The organism is Pseudomonas sp. MWU13-2105 (assembly GCF_023242315.1).
Lineage (GTDB): Bacteria > Pseudomonadota > Gammaproteobacteria > Pseudomonadales > Pseudomonadaceae > Aquipseudomonas.
The window spans coordinates 340,688-367,332 of the sequence record NZ_JALLIY010000004.1; the positions used below are offsets into that span (position 1 = coordinate 340,688).

Below are 26,645 nucleotides of genomic sequence, written 5' to 3' on the forward strand. Positions count from 1 at the left end.
AGTGCATGACGCAAGTCACGGTGAAACAACTGGCCGATGAGGTCAAAACACCGGTAGAGCGCCTGTTGCAGCAGATGCGTGAGGCAGGTCTGCCGCACACCGCCGCCGAGGAACATGTGACCGACAGTGAGAAGCAGTCGCTGCTGACTCACCTGAAAAGCAGCCACAAGGCGAAAGTGGAAGAGCCGCGCAAGATTACCTTGCAGCGCAAGACCACCAGCACCCTGCGTGTTGCCGGTAGCAAAAGCATCAGCGTTGAAGTACGCAAGAAGAAAGTCTTCGTACAACGCAGCCCGGAAGAAATCGAAGCCGAGCGCAAGCGTGAGCTGGAAGAACGTCGTGCCGTAGAGAATGCGGCCCGTCAAAAGGCTGAAGAAGAAGCCAAGCGTCGCGCCGAAGAAGAAGCGCGCCGCCAGCCTGCTGCTGCTCCGGGGAACGCTGCGGTGGTCGAGGCTATTGCCCAGGCCCCTGTGGTCGCTGCCGAGCCTGTCCGTGAAGCCGCGGTGGCCGCTCCTGCACCGGCTGTCGAGCGCAAGCGCGAAGAGCCGCGTCGTCCGGACAAACCTCGTGCCGACGATAGCAATCGTCGGAGCGGCGGTGGCGATGGCGAGCGCAAGAACGCTCCGCATCGTGCTTCGGTCAAGGAAAAGGCTCCGGCGCCACGTGTGGCACCGCGCACTACCGACGAAGAAAGCGACGGTTTCCGTCGTGGCGGTCGCGGCAAGGCCAAGCTGAAGAAACGCAACGCCCACGGTTTCCAGAGCCCTACCGGCCCTATCGTGCGTGAAGTGAAGATCGGCGAGACCATCACTGTCGGCGATCTCGCCCAGCAGATGTCGGTCAAGGCTGCTGAAATCATCAAGTTCATGTTCAAGCTGGGTACCCCGGCCACCATCAACCAGGTACTGGACCAGGAAACTGCCCAGCTGGTTGCTGAAGAGCTGGGCCACAAAGTGACCCTGGTCAGCGACACCGCCCTGGAAGATTCCCTGGCCGAGTCCCTGAAGTTCGAAGGTGAAGCGTTCTCCCGTGCTCCGGTCGTGACCGTCATGGGCCACGTCGACCACGGTAAGACCTCGCTGCTCGACTACATCCGTCGTGCCAAGGTAGCTGCCGGCGAAGCCGGTGGTATCACCCAGCACATCGGTGCGTACCACGTGGAAACCGATCGCGGCATGGTCACCTTCCTCGACACCCCGGGTCACGCCGCGTTTACCGCGATGCGTGCCCGTGGTGCCAAGGCGACCGACATCGTGATCCTGGTGGTTGCGGCGGACGACGGCGTGATGCCGCAGACCATTGAAGCGGTCCAGCACGCCAAGGCTGCCGGTGTTCCGCTGGTGGTCGCGGTGAACAAGATCGACAAGCCGGGCGCCGATCTCGATCGCATCCGTAGCGAACTGTCGGTTCACGGCGTGACCTCGGAAGAGTGGGGCGGCGATACGCCGTTCGTCTCGGTTTCGGCGAAAGTCGGTACCGGTGTGGACGAGTTGCTCGAAGCGGTCCTGCTGCAAGCCGAAGTCCTGGAGCTGAAAGCGACTCCATCGGCTCCTGGCCGTGGCGTCGTGGTTGAATCGCGCCTCGACAAAGGTCGTGGCCCGGTGGCGACCGTTCTGGTCCAGGACGGTACCCTGCGCCAAGGCGACATGGTCCTGGTCGGTTCGAACTATGGCCGTGTACGGGCCATGCTCGACGAGAACGGCAAGTCGATCAAGGAAGCCGGTCCTTCCATCCCTGTCGAGATCCTCGGCCTGGACGGTACCCCGGACGCTGGCGACGAGATGAGCGTGGTTGCCGACGAGAAGAAAGCCCGTGAAGTGGCTTTGTTCCGTCAAGGCAAGTTCCGCGAAGTCAAACTGGCTCGCGCCCATGCTGGCAAGCTGGAAAACATCTTCGAGAACATGGGCCAGGAAGAGAAGAAGACGCTTAACATCGTCCTCAAATCCGACGTCCGCGGTTCGCTGGAAGCGTTGAACGGTGCCTTGAACGGCCTGGGTAACGACGAAGTGCAAGTACGTGTGGTCGGTGGCGGTGTCGGTGGTATCACCGAATCCGACGCCAACCTGGCACTGGCCTCCAACGCTGTACTGTTCGGCTTCAACGTGCGTGCCGATGCTGGCGCCCGGAAGATCGTCGAGCAGGAAGGCCTGGATATGCGTTACTACAACGTGATCTACGACATCATCGAAGACGTCAAGAAAGCCCTCACCGGTATGCTCGGCAGCGATGTTCGCGAGAACATCCTGGGTATCGCTGAAGTGCGTGACGTGTTCCGCTCGCCGAAGTTTGGCGCGATCGCCGGTTGCATGGTGATCGAGGGTGTTGTTCACCGTAACCGTCCAATCCGTGTACTGCGTGAAGACATCGTTATCTTCGAAGGCGAGCTGGAATCCCTGCGCCGCTTCAAGGATGACGCTTCCGAAGTGCGTGCCGGCATGGAATGCGGTATCGGCGTGAAGAGCTACAACGACGTCAAGGTCGGCGACAAGATCGAAGTCTTCGAGAAGGTTCAGGTTGCTCGCAGCCTCTGACTCGCACACTTCAAGGGCCACGCCGAGTCGCCGCATGCCAATGCGCGGCACGGTGTCAGGACTCTAAACGCAACGCCCGGTCCGGCTTCTGCCAGGCCGGGCGTTTGCCGCTTTCAGACCTTGCGGGTTTCACCGCGGGGCAGCTACAGGTAACAAGACATGGCAAAAGAATACAGCCGTACCCAACGTATCGGCGACCAGATGCAGCGTGAGCTCGCGCAGCTGATCCGTCGTGAAGTCAAAGACCCGCGCGTCGGCCTGGTGACCATTACCGCCGTCGACGTCAGCCGTGACGTCGGCCACGCGAAGATCTTCATCACCGTGATGGGCCAGGACAATCCGGAAGATATCGCCCAGAGCATCAAGGTGCTCAACGCGGCGGCGGGCTTCCTGCGTATGCAACTGGCCCGTGAGATGAAGCTGCGCAGCGTGCCGCAGTTGCACTTCCACTATGACGAGAGCGTCGTGCGTGGCGCGCACCTGTCGGCCTTGATCGAACGTGCCGTGGCCGAAGACAGCCAGCATGTCGGCGACGCCGCTGCGCAAGGCCGCACTCCAGAAGACGCCGGGGAGTAACCGGTGGCTCAGGTCAAGCGTATCCGTCGTAACGTCAGTGGCATCATTCTGTTGGACAAGCCGTTGGGGTTCACCTCCAACGCCGCCTTGCAGAAGGTCCGCTGGTTGCTCAACGCCGAGAAGGCCGGTCACACCGGCAGCCTCGATCCGTTGGCCACCGGCGTGCTGCCGCTGTGCTTTGGCGAGGCCACCAAGTTCTCGCAATACCTGCTCGATTCCGACAAGGGTTATGAAACCCTGGCGCAATTGGGCAAGACCACCACCACCGCGGACGCCGAAGGCGAAGTTTTGCAGACGCGCCCGGTGACCGTTGGTCGTGCCGATATCGACGCGGTGTTACCGGAATTTCGCGGTCAAATCAGTCAGATACCGCCGATGTACTCGGCGCTCAAGCGTGACGGACAGCCGTTGTACAAGCTGGCCCGTGCCGGTGAAGTAGTGGAGCGCGAACCGCGTTCTGTTACTATTGCGCGCTTGGAATTGCTCGCCTGTGAAGGCGATACTGTCCGGCTGGCGGTGGATTGCAGCAAGGGCACCTATATTCGTACCCTGGTGGAGGATATCGGTGAGAAGCTCGGTTGTGGCGCGTACGTGGCGGAACTGCGACGGACCCAGGCCGGCCCCTTCACCCTGGCCCAGACCGTCACGCTGGAAGAGCTCGAGGCCGTGCATGCCGAAGGCGGCAACGAGGCGGTCGACCGCTTCCTCATGCCTTCGGACAGCGGTCTGCTAGACTGGCCGCTGCTGCACTTCTCGGAGCACAGTGCGTTCTATTGGCTCAACGGCCAACCGGTACGTGCCCCGGACGCGCCGAAGTTCGGCATGGTGCGGGTACAAGATCACAACGGTCGCTTTATCGGTATCGGTGAAGTGAGCGAAGACGGGCGCATCGCGCCGCGTCGACTGATTCGGTCAGAATGACCGGAAACCAGCCTGCTTGATCGCAGGCTGGAGAGGGTGGCTGTCAACAGGCACGGTCACTGCTCATTTATAGATACAGGGATTTGTCCCTGGCCTGTTGAAACTGTTTCTTGAAACAGTTTCTTGATAGAAGGATTGCCTCATGGCTCTCAGCGTTGAAGAAAAAGCTCAAATCGTTACCGACTACCAGCAAGCCGTTGGTGATACTGGTTCGCCAGAAGTGCAAGTTGCACTGCTGACCGCCAACATCAACAAACTGCAAGGTCACTTCAAGGCCAACGGTAAAGATCACCACTCCCGTCGTGGTCTGATCCGCATGGTTAACCAGCGTCGTAAGCTGCTGGACTACCTGAAAGGCAAGGACGTGAGCCGTTACAGCGCTCTGATCGGTCGCCTGGGTCTGCGTCGCTAATCAGCGATTGCGCTATGAGGTTGGTTGTTTGCTGTGCGTCAGCGGGTTTTCCGCCGGCGCATGGCAAGCTCCCAGCCTCTAGTTTTATCTGAGTACCTGTTTTACCCAAAGACAGCACCTGGACAATCACAGTCGGGCCGATTCCCGGCGTTGCCCAAGAATTTCGCAAGAAGACAAGTTCCCCAAGAGCCACAAAAGAAGGTAGGACACCGTGAACCCGGTTATCAAAAAATTCCAGTTCGGTCAGTCGACCGTTACCCTCGAGACAGGCCGTATCGCCCGTCAGGCCTCCGGCGCAGTATTGGTCACCGTTGACGACGACGTCAGCGTATTGGTGACCGTGGTCGGTGCCAAGCAAGCGGATCCAGGCAAAGGCTTCTTCCCGCTGTCCGTGCACTACCAGGAAAAGACCTACGCTGCCGGCAAGATCCCTGGCGGCTTCTTCAAGCGTGAAGGCCGTCCTTCCGAAAAAGAAACCCTGACTTCGCGCCTGATCGACCGTCCGATCCGCCCGCTGTTCCCTGAAGGTTTCATGAACGAAGTGCAGGTTGTCTGCACCGTCGTCTCCACCAGCAAGAAGACCGATCCGGACATCGCCGCGATGATCGGCACCTCGGCGGCCCTGGCCATCTCCGGTATTCCGTTTGACGGCCCGATCGGCGCCGCGCGCGTGGCTTTCCACGAAAGCACCGGCTACCTGCTGAACCCGACTTACGAGCAGCAGAAAGCCTCGAGCCTGGACATGGTCGTTGCCGGCACCTCGGAAGCGGTACTGATGGTTGAATCGGAAGCCAAGGAGCTGACCGAAGACCAGATGCTGGGCGCGGTACTGTTCGCCCACGACGAATTCCAGGTGGTTATCCAGGCCGTGAAAGAGCTGGCCGCCGAAGCTGCCAAGCCAACCTGGTCCTGGACCGCCGCGCCTGAAGCCACCGCGCTGCTGGGCGCGATCCGTGCCGAGTTCGGCGACGCGATCTCCCAGGCTTACACCATCACCGTCAAGGCCGATCGTTACGCGCGCCTGGGCGAGCTGAAAGACCAGGTGGTTGCCAAGCTGTCCGGTGAAGAAGGCCAGCCTTCCGCCAGCGAAGTGAAAGCTGCCTTCGGCGAAATCGAATACCGCACCGTTCGCGAAAACATCGTCAACGGCAAGCCACGTATCGACGGCCGCGACACCAAGACCGTACGTCCGCTGAACATCGAAGTCGGTGTTCTGCCGAAGACCCACGGTTCGGCCCTGTTCACCCGTGGCGAAACCCAGGCCCTGGTTGTGGCAACCCTGGGTACCGCGCGTGACGCCCAGTTGCTGGACACCCTGGAAGGCGAGAAAAAAGACCCCTTCATGCTGCACTACAACTTCCCGCCGTTCTCGGTGGGTGAGTGTGGTCGCATGGGCGGTGCCGGTCGTCGTGAAATCGGTCACGGTCGTCTGGCCCGTCGTTCGGTCCAGGCCATGCTGCCGGATGCCGCCGAATTCCCGTACACCATCCGTGTGGTCTCGGAAATCACCGAATCCAACGGTTCGAGCTCCATGGCTTCGGTCTGCGGTGCTTCCCTGGCCCTGATGGACGCCGGTGTGCCGATGAAGGCTCCGGTTGCCGGTATCGCCATGGGTCTGGTTAAAGAAGGCGAGAAATTCGCCATCCTGACCGACATCCTGGGTGACGAAGACCACCTCGGCGACATGGACTTCAAGGTAGCCGGTACCGCCAAGGGTGTGACCGCGCTGCAGATGGACATCAAGATCAAGGGCATCACCGAAGAGATCATGGAGATCGCCCTGGGCCAGGCCCTGGAAGCGCGCCTGAACATCCTCGGCCAGATGAACCAGATCATTGGCCAGTCGCGTACCGAACTGTCGGAAAACGCTCCGACCATGATCGCGATGAAGATCGACACCGACAAAATCCGTGATGTCATCGGTAAAGGCGGCGCGACCATTCGGGCGATCTGTGAAGAGACCAAGGCTTCGATCGACATCGAAGACGACGGCTCGATCAAGATCTTCGGCGAAACCAAGGAAGCGGCTGAAGCGGCTCGTCAGCGCGTCCTGGGCATCACCGCAGAAGCTGAAATCGGCAAGATCTACGTCGGTAAGGTTGAGCGCATCGTCGACTTCGGCGCATTCGTCAACATCCTGCCGGGCAAGGACGGTCTGGTGCACATCTCGATGCTGAGCGACGCTCGCGTAGAGAAAGTCACCGACATCCTGAAAGAAGGCCAGGAAGTGGAAGTGCTGGTACTGGACGTGGACAACCGCGGCCGTATCAAGCTGTCCATTAAGGACGTCGCCGCAGCCAAGGCGTCGGGCGCCTAATCGCGCTTCGACTGCATGCTGAGAAAAGGCACCCTCCGGGGTGCTTTTTTTATGTGCGCAGGAAAAGCCGGCCGTTGTCGTGGCTTGTGCATCGCGCAAACCCGCAACTTGCATGCAGTTTGGCGGCCGGTCATGCAATCTGCACGATTCCGATTTTTAGGTATTTGTTTAAGCTATTGATTTAAATGGTTTTATTCTGTTTTCTGGGGTTGGCACAGCGCCTGCAACCTTACAGATAACCCTGCCGCCAGGACTACGGCGCAGACTTTTCCAGAAGAACAGGAGTTACTTGTATGAAGAAGTTCGCTATCGCCGCCGCCACTGCCACCGTCCTGACCCTGACCTTGGCCAACGCTGCATTTGCTGCCCAACCGACTTCTCAAGCTCCGATGGTTGTCGCGGCCGGTGAAGTCACCAAGGCCAAGGAAGAGACTTCCGACACCTGGATCACCACCAAGGTCAAGGCTGACCTGGTCACTGAAAAAGGCATCCCGGGTACCGACATCAAGGTAGAAACCAACAAAGGTGTGGTTTCCCTGTCGTCGATGACGCCGGTGACCTCCCAGCAGAAAGACCTGGCAGTCCAGATCACCAAGAGCATCAAAGGGGTCAAGGACGTTTCGGCCGCTGGCCTGAAAACCGAGTGATGCTGATGGATTTCGTCTGAACCCGCTTCAGGGTGAAGCAAGTGGTGTTGCCGTACACCTGCTGAACCTTGAGGTTCAAGCGATGGGTCACAGGGAGTGACCAGCCACAGGCCCCGACGTTATGCGTCGGGGCCTGTTTATTGTGGGGGGTCAGTTGCCGCGCTTGCTGTCGATACTCTCCAGGCGCCCGCCGACGAAGCGCAGGTACTGGACCATGCCGCCGCTCTGCGGATAGACCCACTCTTCGATCTGCACCTCGGTGCGTCGGTCGAAGCTGCGTTGATAGCCCACCAGGTCCTGGGAGCGCGGCTCGCCGCATTTGCCGAGCACCTCCGACTTGCGGTCGCCCACGCTGATCAACTGGCTGCCGCAACGCAAGGTGTCGGCCTGGGCCTGGCCGGCGAGCAACGCCAGGGCCAGGCCGAACATCAGCGGCTTGAACATGCTCATTCGCTATCCAGGTGCAGTGGGGTGACGACGCGGCCATCGCTTTGCGCCTCGCCGAGGTTGGCGTCGATAAAGTACACGCGATCATCAGCCAACTGGCCCTTGTCCACCAGGAAGTCCTTGATGCTGCTGGCGCGGTCCTGACCGAGCTTGCGCAGCAGTGGCTCATTGCCGCTCCAGGCGCTGATCACCCCGGCCTTCAGTTTGGCGGTGCGTTCGTTGTTACCCAGCTTGGCCCATTCGGCAGGGGGTTGCTGTTTGAGCAAGGTGCGATAGATACCTTCGAGCATCGGTGCTTTCTCGCTTTCCGGCACCTGGATCATCGACGCCTGGGCCGGCACTTTGTCGCCACGGCGCTGGAGCATCTTGTAGTAGGTGGCCTGGTATTCGCGATCCAGGCGCTGCTCGGCGATCAACGCGCCATCGCTGCTCTGGGCCGCGGTGCCTTCGATCTCCAGGCGCAGGTTGGGGCGCTCCTTCAGGGCCGCCGCCAGCTTGGTCAGGGACGATTGGGCATCGCCGCTCAGCTCGCTGGAGCCAGGGGTAAAGGACACGTTGCTGAGGTCCTGGGAGTCGCCCCCGGAGATCAGCCCGCCAATGAACTTGAAGGGCGCGGTGGCGGCCCGCACGATCAGGTTGCGCAGGGTCTGCCAGATGATCGGCATCACGCTGAACTGCGGGTTGTTGAGGTCGCCGCTCACCGGCAGTTCGATGGAGATCTTGCCGTCGGAATCCTTGAGCAGGGCAATTGCCAGCTTGATCGGCAGGTCCACGGCATCCGGACTGTCGACCTTCTCACCCAGTTGCAGCTGTTCGACCACCAGCTTGTTTTCGGCTTTCAGCTGGCCCTTGGTGATCAGGTAGTGCACGTCGAGATTGAGCCGGCCCTTGCGGATACGGTAGCCGGCGAACTTGCCGGAGTAGGGGGTCAGCGTGGTCAGCTCGACGCGCTTGAAGCTGGTGGCGATATCCAGGCTGGCCATCGGGTCGAACGGGTTCAGCGCGCCCTTGATGGTCACCGGCGCGTAGCGGTCGACCTTGCCCTGGATATCGACGCCTGCCGGCTTCGGCTGGCGGCTGTCGATGGTGCCGATCTGGCCGTTGAGCTGCTGGACCGCCGTGGCGAAGTGCGGGGTCAGGCTGAAGTCGGCGAAGTTGGCCGAACCGTCATTGATGGCAATGCCGCCAACGTGGATGCCCAGCGGCTTGCTGCTCGATGCCGTGGCTTGTGCCTTGGGCTTTTCCGCCGACTTGCTCGCCGGCGGTTGCGGGATCAGCAGGTCATCGATGTTGGTGGTGCGGTCATCGTTGATCATGAAGCGTGCATAGGGTTGCAGCAGATTGACCTTGTCGATCGAGAGGCTGTCACCGTGCTGATAGCTCAGGCCATCGATCGTCAGTTTCTGCCACTTGACGAAGTCGCGGCTCTTGAGGGTGTCGAGGGTGTGCAATTGGTCGACCTGGGCCTTGCCGATCACGCTGAAGGCCAGCGGGTCGACGCTTTTCAGGTTGACCGCGAGGTCGCTGCCGAGCATGCCGCTGCGCACTTCCAGGCGAATGAACGGCTCGACATAGGCCTGCGCCACCCGCAGGTCGATGTCCTGGGTATTGACCTTGAGCTTGGCGCTGACCGGGTTCAGGTTGACTTCGCCACTGGCGAGGATCTTGCCCTGCTTGCCCAGCCCGGTATCGAGCTTGAGGGTGAAGGGCGACTGGTTGAGGCTGTCGAAATTCTCCAGGTCCAGGTTCAGTGGACCGAGCTCCAGGGCCACCTGGGTTTTCGGCGCGCGGTCGGCCAGGTGCACGCGGTAGTCGCGCAGTTGCACATCCTTGAGCAGGACCTGCCAGGGCTTGCTCGGGGCCGGCGCCGTGGTCTTGGCGCTGTCGGAGGCGGCGGGTGCTTCCTTGGGCGCCGGCTTGGCCGGTTGCGCGGCGAAGAGTTTCTGCCAGTCGAGCTGCCCGTCCTTCTCGCGGGCGGCCCAGGTTTCAAGCTTGTTGCTGCGGATCTTGCCGACGACGACCTGTTGTTTGCCCAGGTCGACGCTGGTTTCGCTGACGTCGAGGCGCTCCAGGCGGACCAGCGGGCGTCCGTCCGGTGCCTTCATGGCAAAGGGCGCGACGCTGACGGCGGTGTTGCTCAGGAGCAGCTCGGTTTCTTTGGCCAGGCTGAACTTGTAGTCGGTGCTGAGGTTGACGACACCGTTTTCCAGCACCAGCGGCAGGGCATCGCGGACATAGGGCCACCAGGCTTTCATCTGGCTGTCGGTGATCTTGAGCGAGCCCTCGGAGGTGACGGGCACCAGGCTCAGGTTGCCTTTCCAGTCGATCCGTCCGCCTTCGCCGCCGATGGCCACCAGGGTCATGTCGGCGTTGTCTTCAGGCAGGGTGCTGAGGTTCTTCAGCGCCAGGTCCATCGGCGTGTAAGTGAACTCGATCGGTTCGCTGGGGCGCAGGTCCTGGAAATGCAGGCGCCCTCCGGCCAGGCCGATCTGGTCGATACGCAGCGGGAACGGCTTGCTGTCGGAGGCGGGCGCGGTCGGGGTCGGTTGGCTGGGCGGCAGCTTGAACAACTGGGCGAGGTTCAGGCTGCCGTCCTTGCTGAACGTCACCTCGGTGTTGGGTTTGTCCAGCTGGATGTCGGCCAGGTGCAGGGCGTGGGTCCAGAGACTGTCGATCTGCAGGTTGACGTAGAGGCGCTCGAAGGCGACCTGCTCCTTGCCCGGTTCGCCGATATTCAGGCCCCACAGGGTCAGTTCGAGACTGAAGGGATTGAACTCCAGGCGCTGCAGTTTGGCGGGTACCGTGGCGTAGTTCGCCAGTTGCTGGTTGGCGATGCGCAGGCCAACGCCGGGGATGATCAGGAACCCGAGCACGGTATACAGCGCGAGGCCGGTCAACAAGGCGCCGAGGGCGCGTTTCAATCCTTTGGGCATGTGAGGCGTCGTCTCTCTGAGTCGAAGGTGCCTTGGAGTATGGCATGCGTTTACGGTTCCGAAGCAAGCCCTTGTTGCGACGGAAAAATGGTTGTTTGCGAGTGATTCCTAGAGCTGCAGAATCAAGGTCTTCAGCGGCGGTTGCTGGTCGCGGGAAGGGAAGTCGGCGGCGGGCGCCAGCACTTGCCATTCGCGGACCGGGCGCCCGGCTTTTTCCGCGCACCGCAGGACCTGTTCGCGCCAGTCTTCCAGGCTGACTTTCGCCAGGTTGTTGCAGCAGATCAGCACGCCGTTCTCGGCGGTCGCCAGCAGGGCCGGCTTGAGCAGGCTCTGGTAGTCGCGGAGCAGGTCGACGGTGCCGAAGGCGCTCTTGGCCCACGCCGGCGGGTCGAGCAGCACCAGATCGTACTGGCGCTGTTCCAGGCGCTGGTAGCTGGGCAGTTTCTGGCCTCTGCGCTGGCTGATGGGCAGGCCGGCGAGCTGGCGAATCGCGGGGAAGTAGTCGGACTGGATGAAGTCCATCTCCAGCAGGTGCGGGTTGAGCTGGCCGTTCTCCCGGCCGACCGCCAGGTTGCCCTCGGCGAAGTCCAGGTTGCAGACCTCGCTGGCCCCGCCGGCCGCGGCGCTGAGGCCGACGCCGCAGGTGTAGGCGAAGAGGTTCAGCACGCGCTTGCCGGCACTGTGCTGGCGGACCCAGGCGCGGGCGTTGCGCAGGTCAAGGAACAGCAGTGGGTCCTGGCCGGCGTGGCGGCCACGGACGCGGTAGTTCAGGCTGCCTTCATGACCGACCAGGTCGGCCAGGGCGGCCTCTTCGGCGCGATAGACCGGGTCTTCCCGATCGATCCGCGAGTTGCCCCGGGAGCGATCGTTGTAGACCAGCAGGGTGTCCAGTTGCAGGTGCTGGTTGATCGCCGCGTGCAGGGCGAGCAGGTCTTCGCGTGCCAGGGTCTGGTGGAAGGTCTGCACCATCAGCTGTGGGCCGTAGCGGTCGATGGTCAGGCCGCCGGCGCCTTCCTGGCTGCCATGGAACAAGCGATAGCAGTCGGTGCCCTGACTGTGCAGCTCGGCCAGCAGGTCCTGGCGATGATCGAGGGCGGCGCGCAGCGCCTGGTTCAAGGAAGACATGCACGGCGCCTTGGGGTCGGATTTGGCGCGCAAGTTTACCAGCCTTCAGGGGATCAGGCCCATGCGGCGTTTGGCGCGCTGGGCGGAGCCGTTGCGCATGGCCCAGCGCAACAACGGCGCGCTGCGTTTGACGCCGGCGCGGATGACCTGGCGTTGCAGCGGGTTTTGCGACTGGCCGAGCATTTCGCCGGCCCAGTCCGGCAGCAGGTCGATGCCGGCCTGCATCATCAGGTTGCCGAACGGCTGGGCCAGGCGGCTCGGCGCCGGGGCGGCCAGCAGCAGGCGCAAGACCTCGCGGCTACGGGCATCGCAGAGCAGTTGCGGGCGCATGTGTTGCAAGTACTCGGCGATGGCCTGGCGCGAGCGCGGCACGTCCCGCGCGCCCAGGCGCTCGGCGATCAGGGCGATTTCAGCGTAATAACGGTCCTGGTCCGCGGCGGACAGATGCGGATTGCGGTAGCGCAGATGGGCCTTGAGGAAGCTGCTGACCTCGGCTACATGCACCCAGGTCAGCAGCTCCGGATCGCTGGCGGCGTAGGGCCGGCCATCCGGCGCGGTGCCGACCACCTGCAGGTGGATGGTGCGCACCTTGTCGATCAGCCACTCGGCGTCCTTGCGCGAGCCGAAGGTGGTCCCGGCAATGAACTGGCTGGTGCGGCGCAAGCGCCCGAGCATGTCCTGGCGAAAATTCGAATGATCCCAGACCCCGGCCAGCGCCAGCGGGTGCAGGGCTTGCAGCATCAGGGCGCTGATCCCGCCGATCAGCATGCTGCTGAAGTCGCCATGTACCTGCCAGCTCACGGAGTCCGGACCGAAGAGGCCGGGGTCGCCCTTGGGGTTTTCCAGGTCGAGCATGCCCAGGGACAGTCCGGTCAGGCTCATGATCTGGGTTTCGATACGACTGCGAAGGAATTCCATGCTGGCTCGGTCAAGAGGGCGACGCAGCGTGTGCGCCGCCCGGGTTCAGGGATTCAGGCGTTGCTCGATCAGGCCGCTGACCACTCCCGGATCGGCCAGGGTCGAGGTGTCGCCCAGGTTGTCCAGCTCGTTGCTGGCAATCTTGCGCAGGATACGCCGCATGATCTTGCCCGAGCGGGTTTTCGGCAAGGCCGGGGCCCATTGGATCAGGTCCGGCTTGGCAAAGCTGCCGATCTCCTTGCCGACCAGGGCCAGCAGTGCCTGCTTGAGGGCCTCATCCGCTTCCACGCCCTTCATCGGCGTGACGAAGGCATACAGGCCCTGGCCCTTGAGGTCATGGGGATAACCGACCACCGCGGCCTCGGCGACGCGGTCATGCAGCACCAGGGCGCTTTCCACTTCGGCGGTGCCGATGCGGTGGCCGGAGACATTGATCACGTCGTCGATGCGGCCGGTGATCCAGTAGTCGCCGTCCTCGTCGCGGCGGGCGCCGTCGCCGGTGAAATAGTAGCCCGGGTAGGGCTTGAAATAGGTTTCGAGCATGCGCCGCGGGTCGCCATAGACACTGCGGATCTGCCCCGGCCAACTGCTTTTCAGGGCCAGCACGCCACTGCCGGCGCCGCTGATTTCCTGGCTTTGGTCATCCAGCAGGACCGGTAGCACGCCGAACATCGGCTGGGTCGCGCAACCGGGTTTGATCCGGCTGTTGGCGATCAGCGGGGTGAGCATGATGCCGCCGGTCTCGGTCTGCCACCAGGTGTCGACGATGGGGCAACGCTGTTTGCCGACCGCATTGAAATACCATTCCCAGGCTTCCGGGTTGATCGGCTCGCCGACACTGCCAAGCAGGCGCAGGCTGGCCCGCGAGGTGTTTTCCAGCGCTGCCGGGCCTTCGCGCATCAAGGCCCGCAGGGCGGTGGGCGCGGTGTAGAAGATATTCACCTGGTGCTTGTCGATGACCTGCCAGAAGCGCGAGGCATCCGGATAGTTCGGCACGCCTTCGTAGATCAGGCTGGTCGCGCCGTTGGCCAGGGGGCCGTAGACGATATAGCTGTGGCCGGTGACCCAGCCGACGTCGGCGGTGCACCAGAAGACTTCGCCGGGGCGATAGTCGAACACGTACTGGAAGGTCATGGCGACTTGCAACAGATAGCCGCCGGTGCTGTGCAGCACACCCTTGGGCTTGCCGGTGCTGCCGGAGGTGTAGAGGATGAACAGCGGGTCCTCGGCGTCCACCGGTTCGGCCGGGCAGTCGTCGCTGATGCCATGCAGGGCTTCGTGGTACCAGAGGTCGCGGCCCGCGACCCAGTTCACCTCGGCCTGGGTGCGTTCCACCACCAGCACGCTGCTGACATCCGGACAACTGAGCAGCGCCTGGTCGACATTTTGCTTGAGGGGCACGTATTTGCCGCCGCGCACGCCCTCGTCGGCGGTGATCACCGTACGGCAGTCGGCGTCGAGGATACGATCGCGCAGGGCGTCGGGGGAGAAGCCGCCGAAGACCACCGAGTGGATGGCACCAAGGCGCGCGCAGGCGAGCATGGCGTAGGTGGCTTCGGGGATCATCGGCATGTAGATGCACACCCGATCGCCTTTTTTCACGCCGCGGGCCTTGAGCACATTGGCCAGGCGGCAGACGTTGTGGTGCAGTTTGCGGTAGGTGATCTGCGCCGATTCGAGGGGGTTGTCACCTTCCCAGATCAGGGCGATCTGCTCGCCACGGGTGGCGAGGTGGCGGTCGATGCAGTTGTAGCTGACATTCAGTTGCGCGCCGGCGAACCAGCTGGCCTGGCCGCTGTGCAGGTCGCAGTGCTGGACGCTGTCCCAGGGTCTGGACCAGTCGAGAAAGCGTTTGGCCTGTTCGGCCCAGAAGCGGTCGGGGTGGTCGATGGATTGGCGGTAGAGGCGCCGGTAGTCGGCCTGGCTCAACTGCGCGGCCTGGCGCACGGCGTCGGCCTGGGGATAGGTGCGAAGATCGAACATGGCGATTCCTTGTTCTTGTCTACGACAAGACTCAAGGGTGCACCCTGTTGCGGTGGGGTTCAAGCGGATAAAAGGTCGACGCAGGTCCTTGTGGGAGCGGAGCTTGCCCGCGAAGCTTTTGGCGTCCTCAAGGGCGCCTTCGCGGGCAAGCTCCGCTCCCACAGGTCCTGTGTACACACAGGCTACTGCGGGAGCAGGTGATCAGCCGCGATGACGACCGCGGAAATAGTTGATCAGGCCCTGGGTCGAAGCATCTTCGGCCGAGGACTCTTCGCTGCCGGTCAGGCGGTTGTAGACGCCCTTGCCCAGTTCCTTGCCCAGCTCCACACCCCACTGGTCGAAGGCATTGATGCCCCAGATCACGCTCTGCACGAAGACCTTGTGTTCGTACATCGCCACCAGGGCGCCGAGACGCCGCGGGCTGATGCGTTCGACCACCAAGGTGTTGCTCGGACGGTTGCCCGGGATCACCTTGTGCGGTGCCAGTTTCTGCACCTCGGCTTCGCTCAGGCCTTTGTCACGCAGCTCGCTTTCCGCTTCGCCGCGGGTCTTGCCGAGCATCAGCGCCTGACTCTGCGACAGGCAGTTGGCGTACAGCCACTGATGGTGGTCGGCGACCGGGTTGAAGCTGACGATCGGCACGATAAAGTCGGCCGGGATCAACTGGGTGCCCTGGTGCAGCAACTGGTGGTAGGCGTGCTGGCCGTTGCAGCCGACGCCACCCCAGATCACCGGGCCGGTATCGGTGGACACCGGGGTGCCGTCCTGGCGCACGCTCTTGCCGTTGGATTCCATGTCCAGCTGTTGCAGGTGCTTGGTGATGTTGCGCAGGTAGTGGTCGTACGGCAGGATCGCGTGGCTCTGCGCGCCCCAGAAGTTGCCGTACCAGACACCCAGCAAGGCCAGCAGCACCGGCATGTTCTGTTCGAACGGCGCGGTCTGGAAATGCTGGTCCATGGTGTAGGCCCCGGACAGCAGCTCCTTGAAGTTCGACATGCCGATGGCCAGGGCGATCGGCAAGCCGATGGCCGACCACAGCGAGTAACGCCCGCCGACCCAGTCCCACATCGGGAAGATGTTCTCTTCGCGGATGCCGAAGGCCACGGCGGCGGCGTTGTTGCTCGAGACCGCGATGAAGTGCTTGTACAGCTCCGCTTCGGAGCCGCCCTGGGCCAGATACCAGTCACGTGCGGCACGGGCGTTCTTCAGGGTTTCAAGGGTGGTGAAGGTTTTCGACGAGACGATGAACAGGGTGGTCTCGGCGCGGATCTTCGCCGACAGTTCGTGGAACTCACTGCCATCGATATTCGCCAGGTAATGGCAACGCACGCCTTTATGGGCGTAGGACAGCAACGCCTCGGAAACCAGTTCCGGACCGAGGAACGAACCACCGATACCGATGTTCACCACGTCGGTGATCGGCTTCTCGGAGTAGCCGCGCCACAGGCCGTCGTGGATCTTTCCGACCAGCTCGGTCATCTGGTTCAGCACTTTGTGCACGTCGGGCATCACGTTGACGCCGTTGACCGAGAGCTTGTCGCCAACCGGGCGGCGCAGCGCGGTGTGCAGGGCCGGGCGACCTTCGGAGGCGTTGACCAGTTCACCGGCAAACAGCGACTTGATCGCGCCTTGCAGGTCGACTTCATTGGCCAGGCCCACCAGCAGGTTGCGGGTTTCCTGGGTGATCAGGTTCTTCGAGTAGTCGAGAAACAACCCGCAGCTGCTGAGGGTGAACTGATTGAAGCGCTGCGGATCGGCATTGAAAGCTTCGCGCATGCTGAAATCGTGCATGTTGTCGCGGTGTTGGTTCAACGCCTGCCAAGCGGGCAGGCTGGTCACGTCGTGAGGAGTGCGGTAGTACGCCATCGCTGCGGGTTTCCTTTTACGAGAGCTGCCTTTTGGACATTTGGCTTTTTGGACACCAGAAACGCCGGAACGTCCTGCTTTCTATCTGTGGCAGTGTCCGGCAACCTGCGTCAGCACGGTGGAATGATGCAGGGGCGATTACAGTACCGCTCGCGCCTGCATCTGTCTTGGCTTTGTCTGACCTTTACTCGGTACTTTTTCGCACTCTCGGGGACGAAAGGCGTTTTCGCGTGCCGGGTCGGACCGCGATCAGGCGAGCTGCACCGGAATCGAGTGGCTGGTATGGCTCAGTTCGTTGCCCGGGGCCATGTACAGCATGCGCGGCTTGAAGTTGACCAACTCGGCGTCGCTGTAATGGGCATAGGCGCAGATGATCACCCGGTCGCCGACGGCGGCCTTGTGGGCGGCGGCGCCGTTCACCGAGATGATCCGCGAACCTTCCTCGCCGCGAATGGCGTAGGTGGTGAAGCGCTCGCCATTGTCGACGTTGTAGATCTGGATCTGTTCGTACTCACGGATCCCGGCCAGGTCCAGCCATTCGCCGTCGATGGCGCAGGAACCTTCGTAATCGAGCACCGCGTGGGTGACTTCGGCGCGATGCAGTTTGGCTTTGAGCATGATGGCGTGCATGGATGTTTCCTCGGTCGGATCCTCGTGCGGCGGCAGTTTGCCCGAAGCCGTGGGGCCGGGCAATCGGGCTGTCAGGCCGGGCTGTCGAGGTTCAGGTGCAGGTTGTCGATCAGGCGCGTGGTGCCGAGGAAGGCGGCGACCAGGATCACCAGGTCACGGTCCTCGGCTGTCGCCGGGCGCAGGTTCAAGGCGTGGCGGATTTCCAGGTAGTCGGGCCGGAAACCGGCGCTTTCGATCTGCCGGGCTTGCTCGGCCAACAGCTTGGGGTAGTCGCGTTCGCCCTGTTCGATGGCGGCGGCGATCTGCTTCAGGCTGCGATACAGCGCCGGTGCCTTGGCCCGCTGTTCTTCGCTGAGGAAGCCGTTGCGCGAGGACAGCGCCAGGCCGTCGTCGGCGCGCACGGTCGGTTCGCCGATGATCTGGATCGGCATGTTCAGGTCATGCACCAACTGGCGGATCACCGCCAGTTGCTGGAAGTCCTTCTGGCCGAACACCGCCAGGTCTGGTTGGACCATGTTGAAGAGTTTGCTGACCACCGTCGCCACGCCTTCGAAATGTCCGGGACGGCTGGCGCCGCACAGGCCTTCGGAGAGTTGCGGGACACTGACGCGGGTCTGGCCGCTCATGCCACCGGGGTACATCTCCTCGACGCTGGGGGCGAACAGCAGATGGCAGCCGGCCTGGAGCAGTTTCTCCTGGTCGGCGACGAGGGTCCGCGGGTACTTGTCGAGATCTTCGTTGGCGCCGAATTGCAGCGGGTTGACGAAAATGCTCGCCACCACGAAGTCGGCGCGTTGGGCGGCCTTGGTCACCAGGGCCGCATGGCCGCTGTGCAGGTTGCCCATGGTCGGCACGAAACCAATGCGCTTGCCTTCGCTGCGGGCGCGAGCCACGGCGGCGCGCAGTTCGCGAACGGTCTTGACTGTATTCATGCGCTGAACCCGTGTTCGATCCCAGGGAAAGTGGCGGCCTTGACTTCGCTGACATAAGCGCTCAGGGCGCCGTGCAGGCTGTCCTGGCCGAGCATGAAGTTCTTCACGAACTTGGGCACGCGACCGCTGATGGACAGGCCGAGCATGTCGTGCAGGACCAGGACCTGGCCGTCGGTGGCGCTGCCGGCGCCGATGCCGATCACCGGAACTTTTACCGCCTGGGTGATTTCCGCGGCCAGTTCGCTCGGCACGCATTCGAGCAGGATCATCGCCGCGCCGGCCTGTTCCAGGGCGATGGCGTCGGCGCGCATCTGCCGCGCCTGGGCTTCGCCGCGACCCTGGACCTTGTAGCCGCCGAAGAGGTTCACCGATTGTGGGGTCAGGCCCATGTGCACGCACACCGGGACGCCGCGTTCGGCCAGTTGACGGATGGATTCGGCGAGCCAGGCGGCGCCTTCGACCTTGACCATATGCGCACCGGCCTGCATCAGCAGGCCGCTGTTGTGAAAGGTCTGCTCGAGGGTGGCGTAGGCCATGAACGGCAGGTCGGCGATGATGAAAGCGCCCTGGTTGCCGCGTTTGACACTGGCGGTGTGATAGCAGATGTCGGCGACGGTAACTGGCAGCGTGCTGTCATGCCCTTGGGTAACCATGCCCAGCGAATCGCCGATCAGCAGCACTTCGACACCGGCTGCGCAGCTGGCGTGGGCGAAGGTCGCGTCGTAGCAAGTCAGCATGGTGATTTTTTCACCCTTTTGCTTGAGGCCTTGCAGGGTGGTCAGGGTAATGTCTGGCATGAAAAAGTCCTCATTCAGGCGCCGTGCAAATGACTGCGAGTAACGCGCGTGATTCGTCGTGTATACAGGCGCACGTTCTGGTGTCGTGCTTGCAAAGCCTGGATTGCGCCCTTCAAACGCCGCAGGGGCGGCAACGGGACGCCTATAGTCGTGAGGAGAACTTGGGAAGTCAATCGTGTGTGTTACCGCAATGTTACGCCGTGAGTGTTACCGGCATGACTGATGCGATTCAGCAGCGGGGGTAGCAGGCAGTCTGGTTGGCAACGCCGGCTTTTTGTGGGAGCGGAGCTTGCCCGCGAAGGGGCCCTCAAGGGCGCTAAAAGCTTCGCGGGCAAGCTCCGCTCCCACAGGTTCCATGTTTCCCCCATAGGCTTTGTGTTTTCCCACAGGGTTTGTGCTTACTGGGGAAGGCGTTCCAGGCCGACGAACGGGCAATCCGCCAGCAGCGCCTTGAGGCTGCGGCCATCGGCCAGTCGCAAATCCGCCGGGGCCAGTTCCGCCAGGGGATAGAGCACGAACGGTCGGGCCTGCATATGGTAATGCGGGACTTTCAGGCGCGGTTCGTCGATCAGTCGTTCACCGAACAACAGGATATCCAGGTCGAGGGTCCGTGGTCCCCAGCGCTCATGCCGTTCACGACCCTGGTCGATTTCGATGGCCTGCAGCGCATCCAGCAGCGCCAGGGGCGTGAGATCGCTGTCGAGGGCGGCGACGGCATTGGTGTAGCGCGGCTGGCCGGGCAGCAGCGAATCGCTCTGGTAGAACGCCGAAACTCCCACCAGCAGCGTGTCGGGCAGTTGCGCCAAGGCCTGGATGGCGTTGCGCAGTTGCTCCGCCGGGTCCGCCAGATTGCTGCCCAGGCCGATATACACGCGATCCATCGACTTACTCGTCCGTACCGCTGGCCCGCTTGCGCTTGCCGGCCGTACTGCGCCGACGTTTACGCGGGCCGCTGCCGGTAGCGTCGTCCTTGCTACCCAGGTCGCGGATCATGTCGCGTCGACCGGCATCATTGGCATCCTGGTAATCGGTCCACCATTCGCCCAGGCCTTCGGTCTGCTCGCCGGCGGTTTCGCGCAGCAGCAGGAAGTCGTAGCCGGCGCGGAAGCGCGGGTTGTCCAGCAGCAGGTCGGCACGCTTGCCGCTGCGCCGTGGCAGGCGTTCCTGCATGTCCCAGATCTCGCGGATCGGCAGGGTGAAGCGCTTCGGAATCGCAATCCGCTGGCACTGTTCGCTGATCAACTCGTGGGCGGCTTCCTGCATCGCCGGAATCGGCGGCATACCCTTCGCCTGCAAGCGCAATACGCGGCCAGGCAGGGCCGGCCAGAGCAGCGCGGCGAACAGGAACGCCGGGGTCACCGGCTTGTTCTGCTGGATGCGCAGGTCGGTGTTGATCAAGGCTTCGCTGATCAGCGTGTGGGTGTAGGTCGGGTTGTGTTCGAGGGCCTCGAAGCTGGCCGGGAACAGTGGATCGAACAGCTTGAGATCGACCAGCATCTCGAAGGTGTCGGCGGCATAACCCGAGAGGAACAGCTTGAGCACTTCTTCGAACAGACGGGCCGAGGGGATCTCGCGCAGCATCGGCGCCAGCTTGCGGATCGGCGCGACGGTGTGCTTCTCGATGCCGAAGTCCAGCTTGGCGGCGAAGCGCACGGCCCGCAGCATCCGTACCGGATCTTCCTGGTAACGCTGGGTCGGGTCGCCGATCAGGCGGATCAGGCGGTTGCGGATATCGTGTACGCCGTTGGCGTAGTCGAGGATGCGCTCGCTGACCGGATCGTAATACAGCGCGTTGATGGTGAAATCGCGGCGCTGGGCGTCGTCTTCGAGGGTGCCGTAGACGTTGTCGCGCAGGATCCGCCCGCTTTCGTTGCGCGAGGACTGGTTGCTGTCCTCGTCTTCATCCTGCGGGTGGTTGGCGCGGAAGGTCGCGACTTCGATGATTTCCCGGCCGAAGTGGATATGCACCAGCTTGAAGCGCCGACCGATGATCCGGGCGTTGCGGAATTCGGCACGGATCTGCTCCGGCGTGGCGCTGGTGGCGACGTCGAAATCCTTGGGCGTGATGTTGAGCAGCATGTCGCGCACGCAACCGCCGACCAGGTAGGCCTGGTAACCGGCGTTCTGCAGGCGTTCGACGATATTCACCGCGTACCGGCTGAACTGGGCCTTTTGCAGCGAGTGTTGGCTGCTATTGAGCACTTCAGGGGTGCTGCGTTTATGTTGCGTTCGACGCGAGGGAGAACGTAATGACTGGAACAGCTTCTTCAGCATGGGAGGCACTGTTTGAAGGAATATTCGGCCACCTCAAGGAATGACCGCACGATGGGCGAGGATTCTAGCATTTAGTCGAGGGATGGTGTAGGAAGCCGCCGCAGTATCGGCCAGGGGCCGGAGGGAGAGGGCCAGCCGGGCGTCTCGCGAAGGCTGCAAATCAATCAATCGAGAGCGGGGTGGAGGAGGTTGGTATCGCGGAAACTACAAGGGGAGCCGAAGCTCCCCCAGAAGTAGTTGCGTGCTCTATTTTTATTATGGTTTCGGGCTTCTTGTTTTTGTTGATCGCCCTATGCCACTAGGCTTCTCGCCTGTGGGCACTCCCAATCGGGAGCCAAGAGCAAACGGATTGCTTTGATCGCTGTAGTGTCATGATCCAGAGGATCCAACCAGTTCAGGCGCTGCTTTGAGGGCAGTTTTTGTTGTTCTCGGCCTGGTCGTGGGGCAAGCCCCAATTACAGTACTTCTCCAAAAGAATCAGTTAGCTGCGTCTCTCGCCGTGTTGTTTTTATTGTGCGTGAGTCGATACGTCTTGTTTTTATTGTCTGGTGCGGTGCTTGTTATTGTTCTTGTACCAAAGCTATAGCAGGTGCCGTGCCAACTTTTTCGAGGCCCCGTAAACATTGGGCTTTCCCGAGGAAATGGTTTTTCCCAGGCGAAAAAAAGCCGGATCGTCGTTACCGATAGACCCGGCTTTTGTTACGTGAAAATCCTGGGGTAACAGTTTTTTCACCTGGTGCGGTGTTACCTGTGGGCGCGCCCGACTCAGCTCTCGCTGGCCACCCCGGTCTTGCGCCGTGGAATGCCCAGGCGCTGGCGCCGTTCCCACAGGCACTTGCGGCTGACCCCGAGTTTGCGTGCCAGCTCGGTCTCGGTCATATGGTCCTGGTGTTCGAGGACGAAGTGCTGGAAGTAGTCTTCCAGCGACAGGTCTTCGGTGGGCTCGTGGCTGGCGTTGCTGGCGCTGGCCTGTTGCGGCGCCAGGCCGATGAATTCTTCTTCGTCCAGATCGCCGAGCTCGATGTCGATGCCCAGCAGGTCGGCGGAAATTTCCGGGCTTTCGCACAGGATCACCGCGCGCTCGACCGCATTCTCCAGTTCGCGGACGTTACCCGGCCAGGCGTAATGGCGGATGGCTTGCTCGGCATCGGGGGCGAAGCGCAGGTCGGTGCGCCCCACCCGCGCGCTCTGGCGGGCGAGGAAGGCATTGGCGATCTCGTTGACGTCGGCGCCGCGCTCGCGCAAGGCCGGCAGTTTCAGCGCGATAACGTGCAGGCGGTAGTAAAGGTCTTCGCGGAACTGGCCGATCTTGGCCAGGCTCTTGAGGTCGCGGTGGGTCGCGGCGATCAGGCGCACATCGACTTTCTGCGACTGCACCGAGCCGACACGGCGGATCTCGCCTTCCTGCAATACCCGCAGCAGACGCGCCTGGGCTTCGAGGGGCAGTTCGCCGATTTCATCGAGGAACAACGTGCCGCCGTCCGCCGCTTCGACCAGGCCGGCGCGACCGGCGCTGGCTCCGGTGAAGGCGCCTTTTTCGTGGCCGAACAGTTCGGACTCGATCAGGCTTTCCGGAATCGCCGCGCAGTTGACCGAGATCATCGGTGCCTTGGCGCGCTTGGACAGGTTGTGCAGGGCGCGGGCCACCAGCTCCTTGCCGGTGCCCGACTCGCCCTGGACCAGCACGTTGGAGTCGGTGGGCGCGACTTTGCGGATCTTGCTGTAGAGGTCCTGCATCGGCGGGCAGGAGCCGATGATGCCGATTTCACCATTGCTGTTGCCGGCGCCGGCTTTTTCCGCCGCGCCCTTGCCGGCGACTTTCTCTGCCGGGGCTGCTTGCCCGCCCTGGCGATCACGGAGGATGCGGGCTACGGCCTGGAGCATCTCGTCGTGGTCGAAAGGCTTGGCGATGTAGTCCACCGCGCCCATTTTCATCGAGTCCACGGCCGAGCGCAGGCTGGCGTAGCTGGTCATGATCAGCACGGGCGTGCCTTGGCCGAGCTTGATCAGTTCGGTGCCGGGGGCGCCGGGTAGGCGCAAGTCGCTGACGATCAGGTCGAACGAGGGGATACTGAAACGTTCCTGGGCTTCCTGCACCGAACCGGCTTCGCTGACCTGGTACTGATTTCGTTCCAGCAGGCGACGCAGGGCGGAGCGGATGATGGTTTCGTCTTCGACGATCAGAATGTGCGGCATTGATTCGGTTCTCTCGACGGTCTCAGTTCACAGCGGACGTCGCTTCGACATGACGCGGCAGGGTGACCCGGATACGGGTGCCACGTTGGCTTTGGATGTCAGCCGGGCTGTCGATGGTGATTTGTCCATAATGCTCTTCAACGATGGAATAGACCAGAGCAAGGCCCAGTCCGGTGCCCTCGCCAGGATCCTTGGTGGTGAAGAAGGGTTCGAACAATCGGTCCATGATGTTCTTCGGGATACCAGTGCCTTCGTCCTCGACGATCAGGTCGACGGTGTGCTCGAAAGCTTCACTCTTGACCCGCACCGCGCCACCCGCGGGTGAGGCGTCGCGGGCATTGGAGAGCAGGTTGATAAGCACCTGGGCCAGGCGCTGGGAATCGCCGTCGACCCAGTGCTCGGGATCGCACAGGTTGAAGAACTGTACTTCGAAGTTGCGCCGGTTCAAGGCCAGCAGACCAATGGCATCCTGGGCGACTTCGGCCAGACAGACGGCTTCGTCGTTATGCTGGTGACTGCCGGCGTGGGCGAAGCTCATCAGCGACTGGACGATGCGTGAGACGCGCTTGGTCTGTTCGAGGATCTGCCCGCTGATTTCGGTCAGTTCGCTATCGTCCTCGCGCTCTTCGCGCAGGTTCTGCGCCAGGCAGGCGATGCCGGTGATCGGGTTGCCGATCTCGTGGGCCACGCCGGCCGCCAGCCGACCGATGCTCGCCAGGCGCTCGGAGTGCACCAGCTTGTCTTCGAGCATCTGGGTTTCGGTGAGGTCCTCGACCAGCAGCACCAGGCCGCTGTTGCCCGGCGCCAGTGGCTCGTCGATGGCCGCCTTGTGCAGGTTCAGCCAGCGGGTCTGGCCGTCGAGGGCCAGGTGCTGTTTGTGCAGGTGTTCGTCGGGCAGGTTGATAAAGCCTTGCAGCAAGTCCTTCCACGGCTCGCCGAGGGTGCTCAGGCGCGAGCCGACCACGCGTTGCGCGGCCACGCCGGTGAGCTCCTCCATGGCCTTGTTCCACATCAGGATCTCCTGGTCCTTGGCCAGCGAGCAGACGCCCATGGGCAGTTCCTGCAGGGTCTGGCGGTGGTAGCGGCGCAGGGCGTCGAGCTCGGCGGCAAGGCCGGTGAGACGCGAGTGGTAGTCTTCCAGGCGGCTTTCGATGAAGTGGATGTCTTCGGTGACATAGCTTTCGCCGCCGGCCTTGTAGGGCAGGAAGGTCTCCACCATGTCCTGGGCCACGCTCGGGCCCATCAGCCCGGAGAGGTTGGCTTCAATGCGGTCACGCAGGCGGCGCAGGGCGTAGGGGCGACGCTCGTCGAAGGGCAGGTAGAGATCGCGCAGGGCCTGCTCGACCTCCTTCTGCGCGGCCTTGGCGCCCAGCGGCTTGGCCAGTTGGGTGGCGAACTCCTGTGGCGAGGCAGCGTGCAGCTCACGGCGTTGCGGGCGGCGCACATTATCCACCGCACAGGCTTCGGCGGCGCTGGCTTCTTCCGGGCTGGCGCTGGTGAACAGCGAGATCAGGGTGAACATCAGCACGTTGGCCGCCAGGGAAGCGATGGCCGCCATATGCCAGCTGGTGTCGTCGAGCACGTAGATCATGTTCAACAACGGAATATAGAAACCCTGCAGGTTGCCGATCAGCGGCAGCAGCATGGTCACCAGCCAGACCAGGATCCCCGCCAGCAGGCCGGCGATGAAACCACGCCGGTTGGCGGTCGGCCAGTACAGCACCGAGAGTACGCCGGGGAGGAATTGCAGGGTCGCGACGAAGGCGACGATGCCCAGGTGGGCGAGGTCTTGCTCGGCGCCCAGCAGCAGGTAGAAACCATAGCCGGCCATGATGATGGCGACGATCAGGGCGCGGCGCGTCCACTTCAGCCAGCGATAGATATTGCCTTCGGCCGGCGGCTGGTAGAGCGGCAGCACCAGGTGGTTCAGGGCCATGCCGGACAGCGCCAGGGTGGTGACGATGATCAGTCCGCTGGCCGCCGAGAGCCCGCCGACGTAGGCCAGCAGGGCCAGGGCCTGGTTGTTGGCGGCAATGCCGATGCCGAGGGTGAAGTATTCCGGGTTGGTGGTGGCGCCGAGCTTGAGTCCGGCCCAGAGGATCAGCGGTACCGCCAGGCTCATCAGCAGCAGGAACAGCGGCAGGCCCCAGCTGGCACTCACCAGCGAGCGTGGGTTGAGGTTCTCGGTGAAGGTCATGTGATACATGTGCGGCATCACGATGGCCGAGGCGAAGAACACCAGCAGCAGGGTGCGCCACGGGCCTTCCTGCAACGGTGTGTGCAACGCGGCCAGGGCGGTCTGGTTCTGCAGCAACCAGAGCTCAAGCTGCTGCGGTCCGTCGAACACCCCGTACAAGGCGTACAGGCCGACCCCGCCGATGGCGATCAGCTTGATCACCGACTCGAAGGCGATGGCGAACACCAGGCCTTCGTGCTTTTCCCGGGTGGCGATATGGCGCGAACCGAAGAAGATGGTGAACAGGCTGATCAGCGCGCAGAAGCTCAGGGCCACCCGATGCTGCACCGGTTCGCGGGTGAGGATACCGATGGAATCGGCCACCGCCTGGATCTGCAGGGCCAGCAGCGGCAGCACGCCGATCAGCATGAACACCGTGGTCAGGGCGCCGGCCCAGGTGCTGCGAAAACGGAAGGCGAACAGGTCGGCCAGGGACGAGAGCTGGTAGGTACGGGTGATCTTCAGGATCGGGTAGAGCAGCACCGGGGCCAGCAGGAAGGCGCCGGAAACCCCCAGGTAGCTGGAGAGAAAACCGTAGCCGTACTGGTAGGCCAGGCCCACCGTGCCATAAAACGCCCAGGCACTGGCGTAGACGCCCAGGGACAGGGTGTAGGTCAGCGGGTGGCGGATGATCGAGCGTGGGATCACTCCGCGTTCACTGATCCAGGCCACCCCGAACAGCGCCAGCAGGTACGCGGCGCTGATCAGCAGCATCTGGGTCAGGCTAAAGCTCATCGGCATCTTTTTGGCTCTGCAGGATGAAGGTCACGACGATCAGGATCAGCCAGAGCAGATAAGGGCGATACCAGGCGCCGGTGGCGTCGATCCACCAGTCCATGATGGCCGGCGAGAACAGGTAGATCCCGACCACCAGCAGCAGGACCAAGCGATAGATGTACATCCC

20 protein-coding genes are annotated in these 26,645 nt (G+C 62.6%); 6 read left to right on the top strand and 14 right to left on the bottom strand.

The window, feature by feature from the left end:
* Positions 1-5 precede the first annotated feature (5 nt).
* From infB to M5B96_RS07990, 6 genes are all read left to right on the top strand, one after another.
* Positions 6-2,531 (top strand): translation initiation factor IF-2, encoded by a 2,526-nt coding sequence (gene infB / locus M5B96_RS07965; protein ID WP_248796137.1) that lies wholly within the window; start codon positions 6-8, stop codon positions 2,529-2,531.
* 159 nt (positions 2,532-2,690) lie between these two features.
* Complete coding sequence (gene rbfA, locus M5B96_RS07970) at positions 2,691-3,107, top strand: 30S ribosome-binding factor RbfA (RefSeq protein ID WP_248796138.1); 417 nt, start codon at positions 2,691-2,693, stop codon at positions 3,105-3,107.
* A gap of 3 nt (positions 3,108-3,110) precedes the next feature.
* Positions 3,111-4,028 (top strand): tRNA pseudouridine(55) synthase TruB, encoded by a 918-nt coding sequence (truB, locus tag M5B96_RS07975; protein WP_248796139.1) that lies wholly within the window; start codon positions 3,111-3,113, stop codon positions 4,026-4,028.
* A gap of 142 nt (positions 4,029-4,170) precedes the next feature.
* Positions 4,171-4,440 carry a 30S ribosomal protein S15 gene (rpsO, locus tag M5B96_RS07980; protein WP_002555121.1) on the top strand — a complete coding sequence of 90 codons (270 nt, stop codon included), beginning with the start codon at positions 4,171-4,173 and terminating at the stop codon, positions 4,438-4,440.
* A gap of 211 nt (positions 4,441-4,651) precedes the next feature.
* The gene (pnp, locus tag M5B96_RS07985) at positions 4,652-6,757 is read left to right on the top strand and encodes a polyribonucleotide nucleotidyltransferase (RefSeq protein ID WP_248796140.1); all 2,106 of its coding nucleotides are present in this window, start codon (positions 4,652-4,654) and stop codon (positions 6,755-6,757) included.
* 293 nt (positions 6,758-7,050) lie between these two features.
* Entirely contained in the window at positions 7,051-7,404 is a 354-nt protein-coding gene (locus tag M5B96_RS07990) for a BON domain-containing protein (RefSeq protein WP_248796141.1), read from the top strand.
* A gap of 150 nt (positions 7,405-7,554) precedes the next feature.
* Here the strand turns inward: M5B96_RS07990 and M5B96_RS07995 are convergent, their stop codons facing one another.
* The 14 genes from M5B96_RS07995 to M5B96_RS08060 all read right to left on the bottom strand — a co-directional run bounded on the left by M5B96_RS07995 (position 7,555) and on the right by M5B96_RS08060 (position 26,642).
* Positions 7,555-7,854 (bottom strand): DUF2845 domain-containing protein, encoded by a 300-nt coding sequence (locus tag M5B96_RS07995; protein WP_412548590.1) that lies wholly within the window; start codon positions 7,852-7,854, stop codon positions 7,555-7,557.
* Complete coding sequence (locus tag M5B96_RS08000; RefSeq protein ID WP_248796142.1) at positions 7,851-10,784, bottom strand: DUF748 domain-containing protein; 2,934 nt, start codon at positions 10,782-10,784, stop codon at positions 7,851-7,853. The genes M5B96_RS07995 and M5B96_RS08000 overlap by 4 nt, the downstream gene beginning before the upstream one ends.
* A gap of 108 nt (positions 10,785-10,892) precedes the next feature.
* Positions 10,893-11,909, bottom strand: coding sequence for a class I SAM-dependent rRNA methyltransferase (locus M5B96_RS08005; RefSeq protein WP_248796143.1), 1,017 nt, complete (start codon positions 11,907-11,909; stop codon positions 10,893-10,895).
* Positions 11,910-11,954: 45 nt separating this feature from the next.
* Entirely contained in the window at positions 11,955-12,827 is an 873-nt protein-coding gene (locus tag M5B96_RS08010) for an oxygenase MpaB family protein (RefSeq protein WP_248796144.1), read from the bottom strand.
* Positions 12,828-12,872: 45 nt separating this feature from the next.
* Positions 12,873-14,810, bottom strand: coding sequence for an acetate--CoA ligase (gene acs, locus M5B96_RS08015; RefSeq protein ID WP_248796145.1), 1,938 nt, complete (start codon positions 14,808-14,810; stop codon positions 12,873-12,875).
* Between the two features lie 201 nt (positions 14,811-15,011).
* On the bottom strand, positions 15,012-16,676 hold the full coding sequence (gene pgi / locus M5B96_RS08020) for a glucose-6-phosphate isomerase (protein ID WP_248796146.1): 1,665 nt from the start codon (positions 16,674-16,676) through the stop codon (positions 15,012-15,014).
* Between the two features lie 249 nt (positions 16,677-16,925).
* Positions 16,926-17,306, bottom strand: coding sequence for an aspartate 1-decarboxylase (gene panD, locus M5B96_RS08025; RefSeq protein WP_248796147.1), 381 nt, complete (start codon positions 17,304-17,306; stop codon positions 16,926-16,928).
* Between the two features lie 71 nt (positions 17,307-17,377).
* Entirely contained in the window at positions 17,378-18,238 is an 861-nt protein-coding gene (gene panC / locus M5B96_RS08030) for a pantoate--beta-alanine ligase (protein WP_248796148.1), read from the bottom strand.
* Positions 18,235-19,035 carry a 3-methyl-2-oxobutanoate hydroxymethyltransferase gene (gene panB / locus M5B96_RS08035; protein WP_248796149.1) on the bottom strand — a complete coding sequence of 267 codons (801 nt, stop codon included), beginning with the start codon at positions 19,033-19,035 and terminating at the stop codon, positions 18,235-18,237. Before panB ends, panC begins: the two co-directional genes overlap by 4 nt.
* A 398-nt stretch (positions 19,036-19,433) precedes the next feature.
* Positions 19,434-19,916, bottom strand: a complete 483-nt coding sequence (folK, locus tag M5B96_RS08040; RefSeq protein WP_248796150.1) for a 2-amino-4-hydroxy-6-hydroxymethyldihydropteridine diphosphokinase — start codon at positions 19,914-19,916, stop codon at positions 19,434-19,436.
* 4 nt (positions 19,917-19,920) lie between these two features.
* Positions 19,921-21,309 (bottom strand): polynucleotide adenylyltransferase PcnB, encoded by a 1,389-nt coding sequence (locus M5B96_RS08045; protein ID WP_248796151.1) that lies wholly within the window; start codon positions 21,307-21,309, stop codon positions 19,921-19,923.
* A 765-nt stretch (positions 21,310-22,074) separates the two neighbouring features.
* Positions 22,075-23,505, bottom strand: a complete 1,431-nt coding sequence (locus M5B96_RS08050; RefSeq protein ID WP_248796152.1) for a sigma-54-dependent transcriptional regulator — start codon at positions 23,503-23,505, stop codon at positions 22,075-22,077.
* 22 nt (positions 23,506-23,527) lie between these two features.
* The gene (locus tag M5B96_RS08055; RefSeq protein WP_248796153.1) at positions 23,528-26,482 is read right to left on the bottom strand and encodes a sensor histidine kinase; all 2,955 of its coding nucleotides are present in this window, start codon (positions 26,480-26,482) and stop codon (positions 23,528-23,530) included.
* Entirely contained in the window at positions 26,466-26,642 is a 177-nt protein-coding gene (locus tag M5B96_RS08060) for a hypothetical protein (protein WP_003176118.1), read from the bottom strand. Before M5B96_RS08060 ends, M5B96_RS08055 begins: the two co-directional genes overlap by 17 nt.
* Between the last annotated feature and the right edge of the window lie 3 nt (positions 26,643-26,645).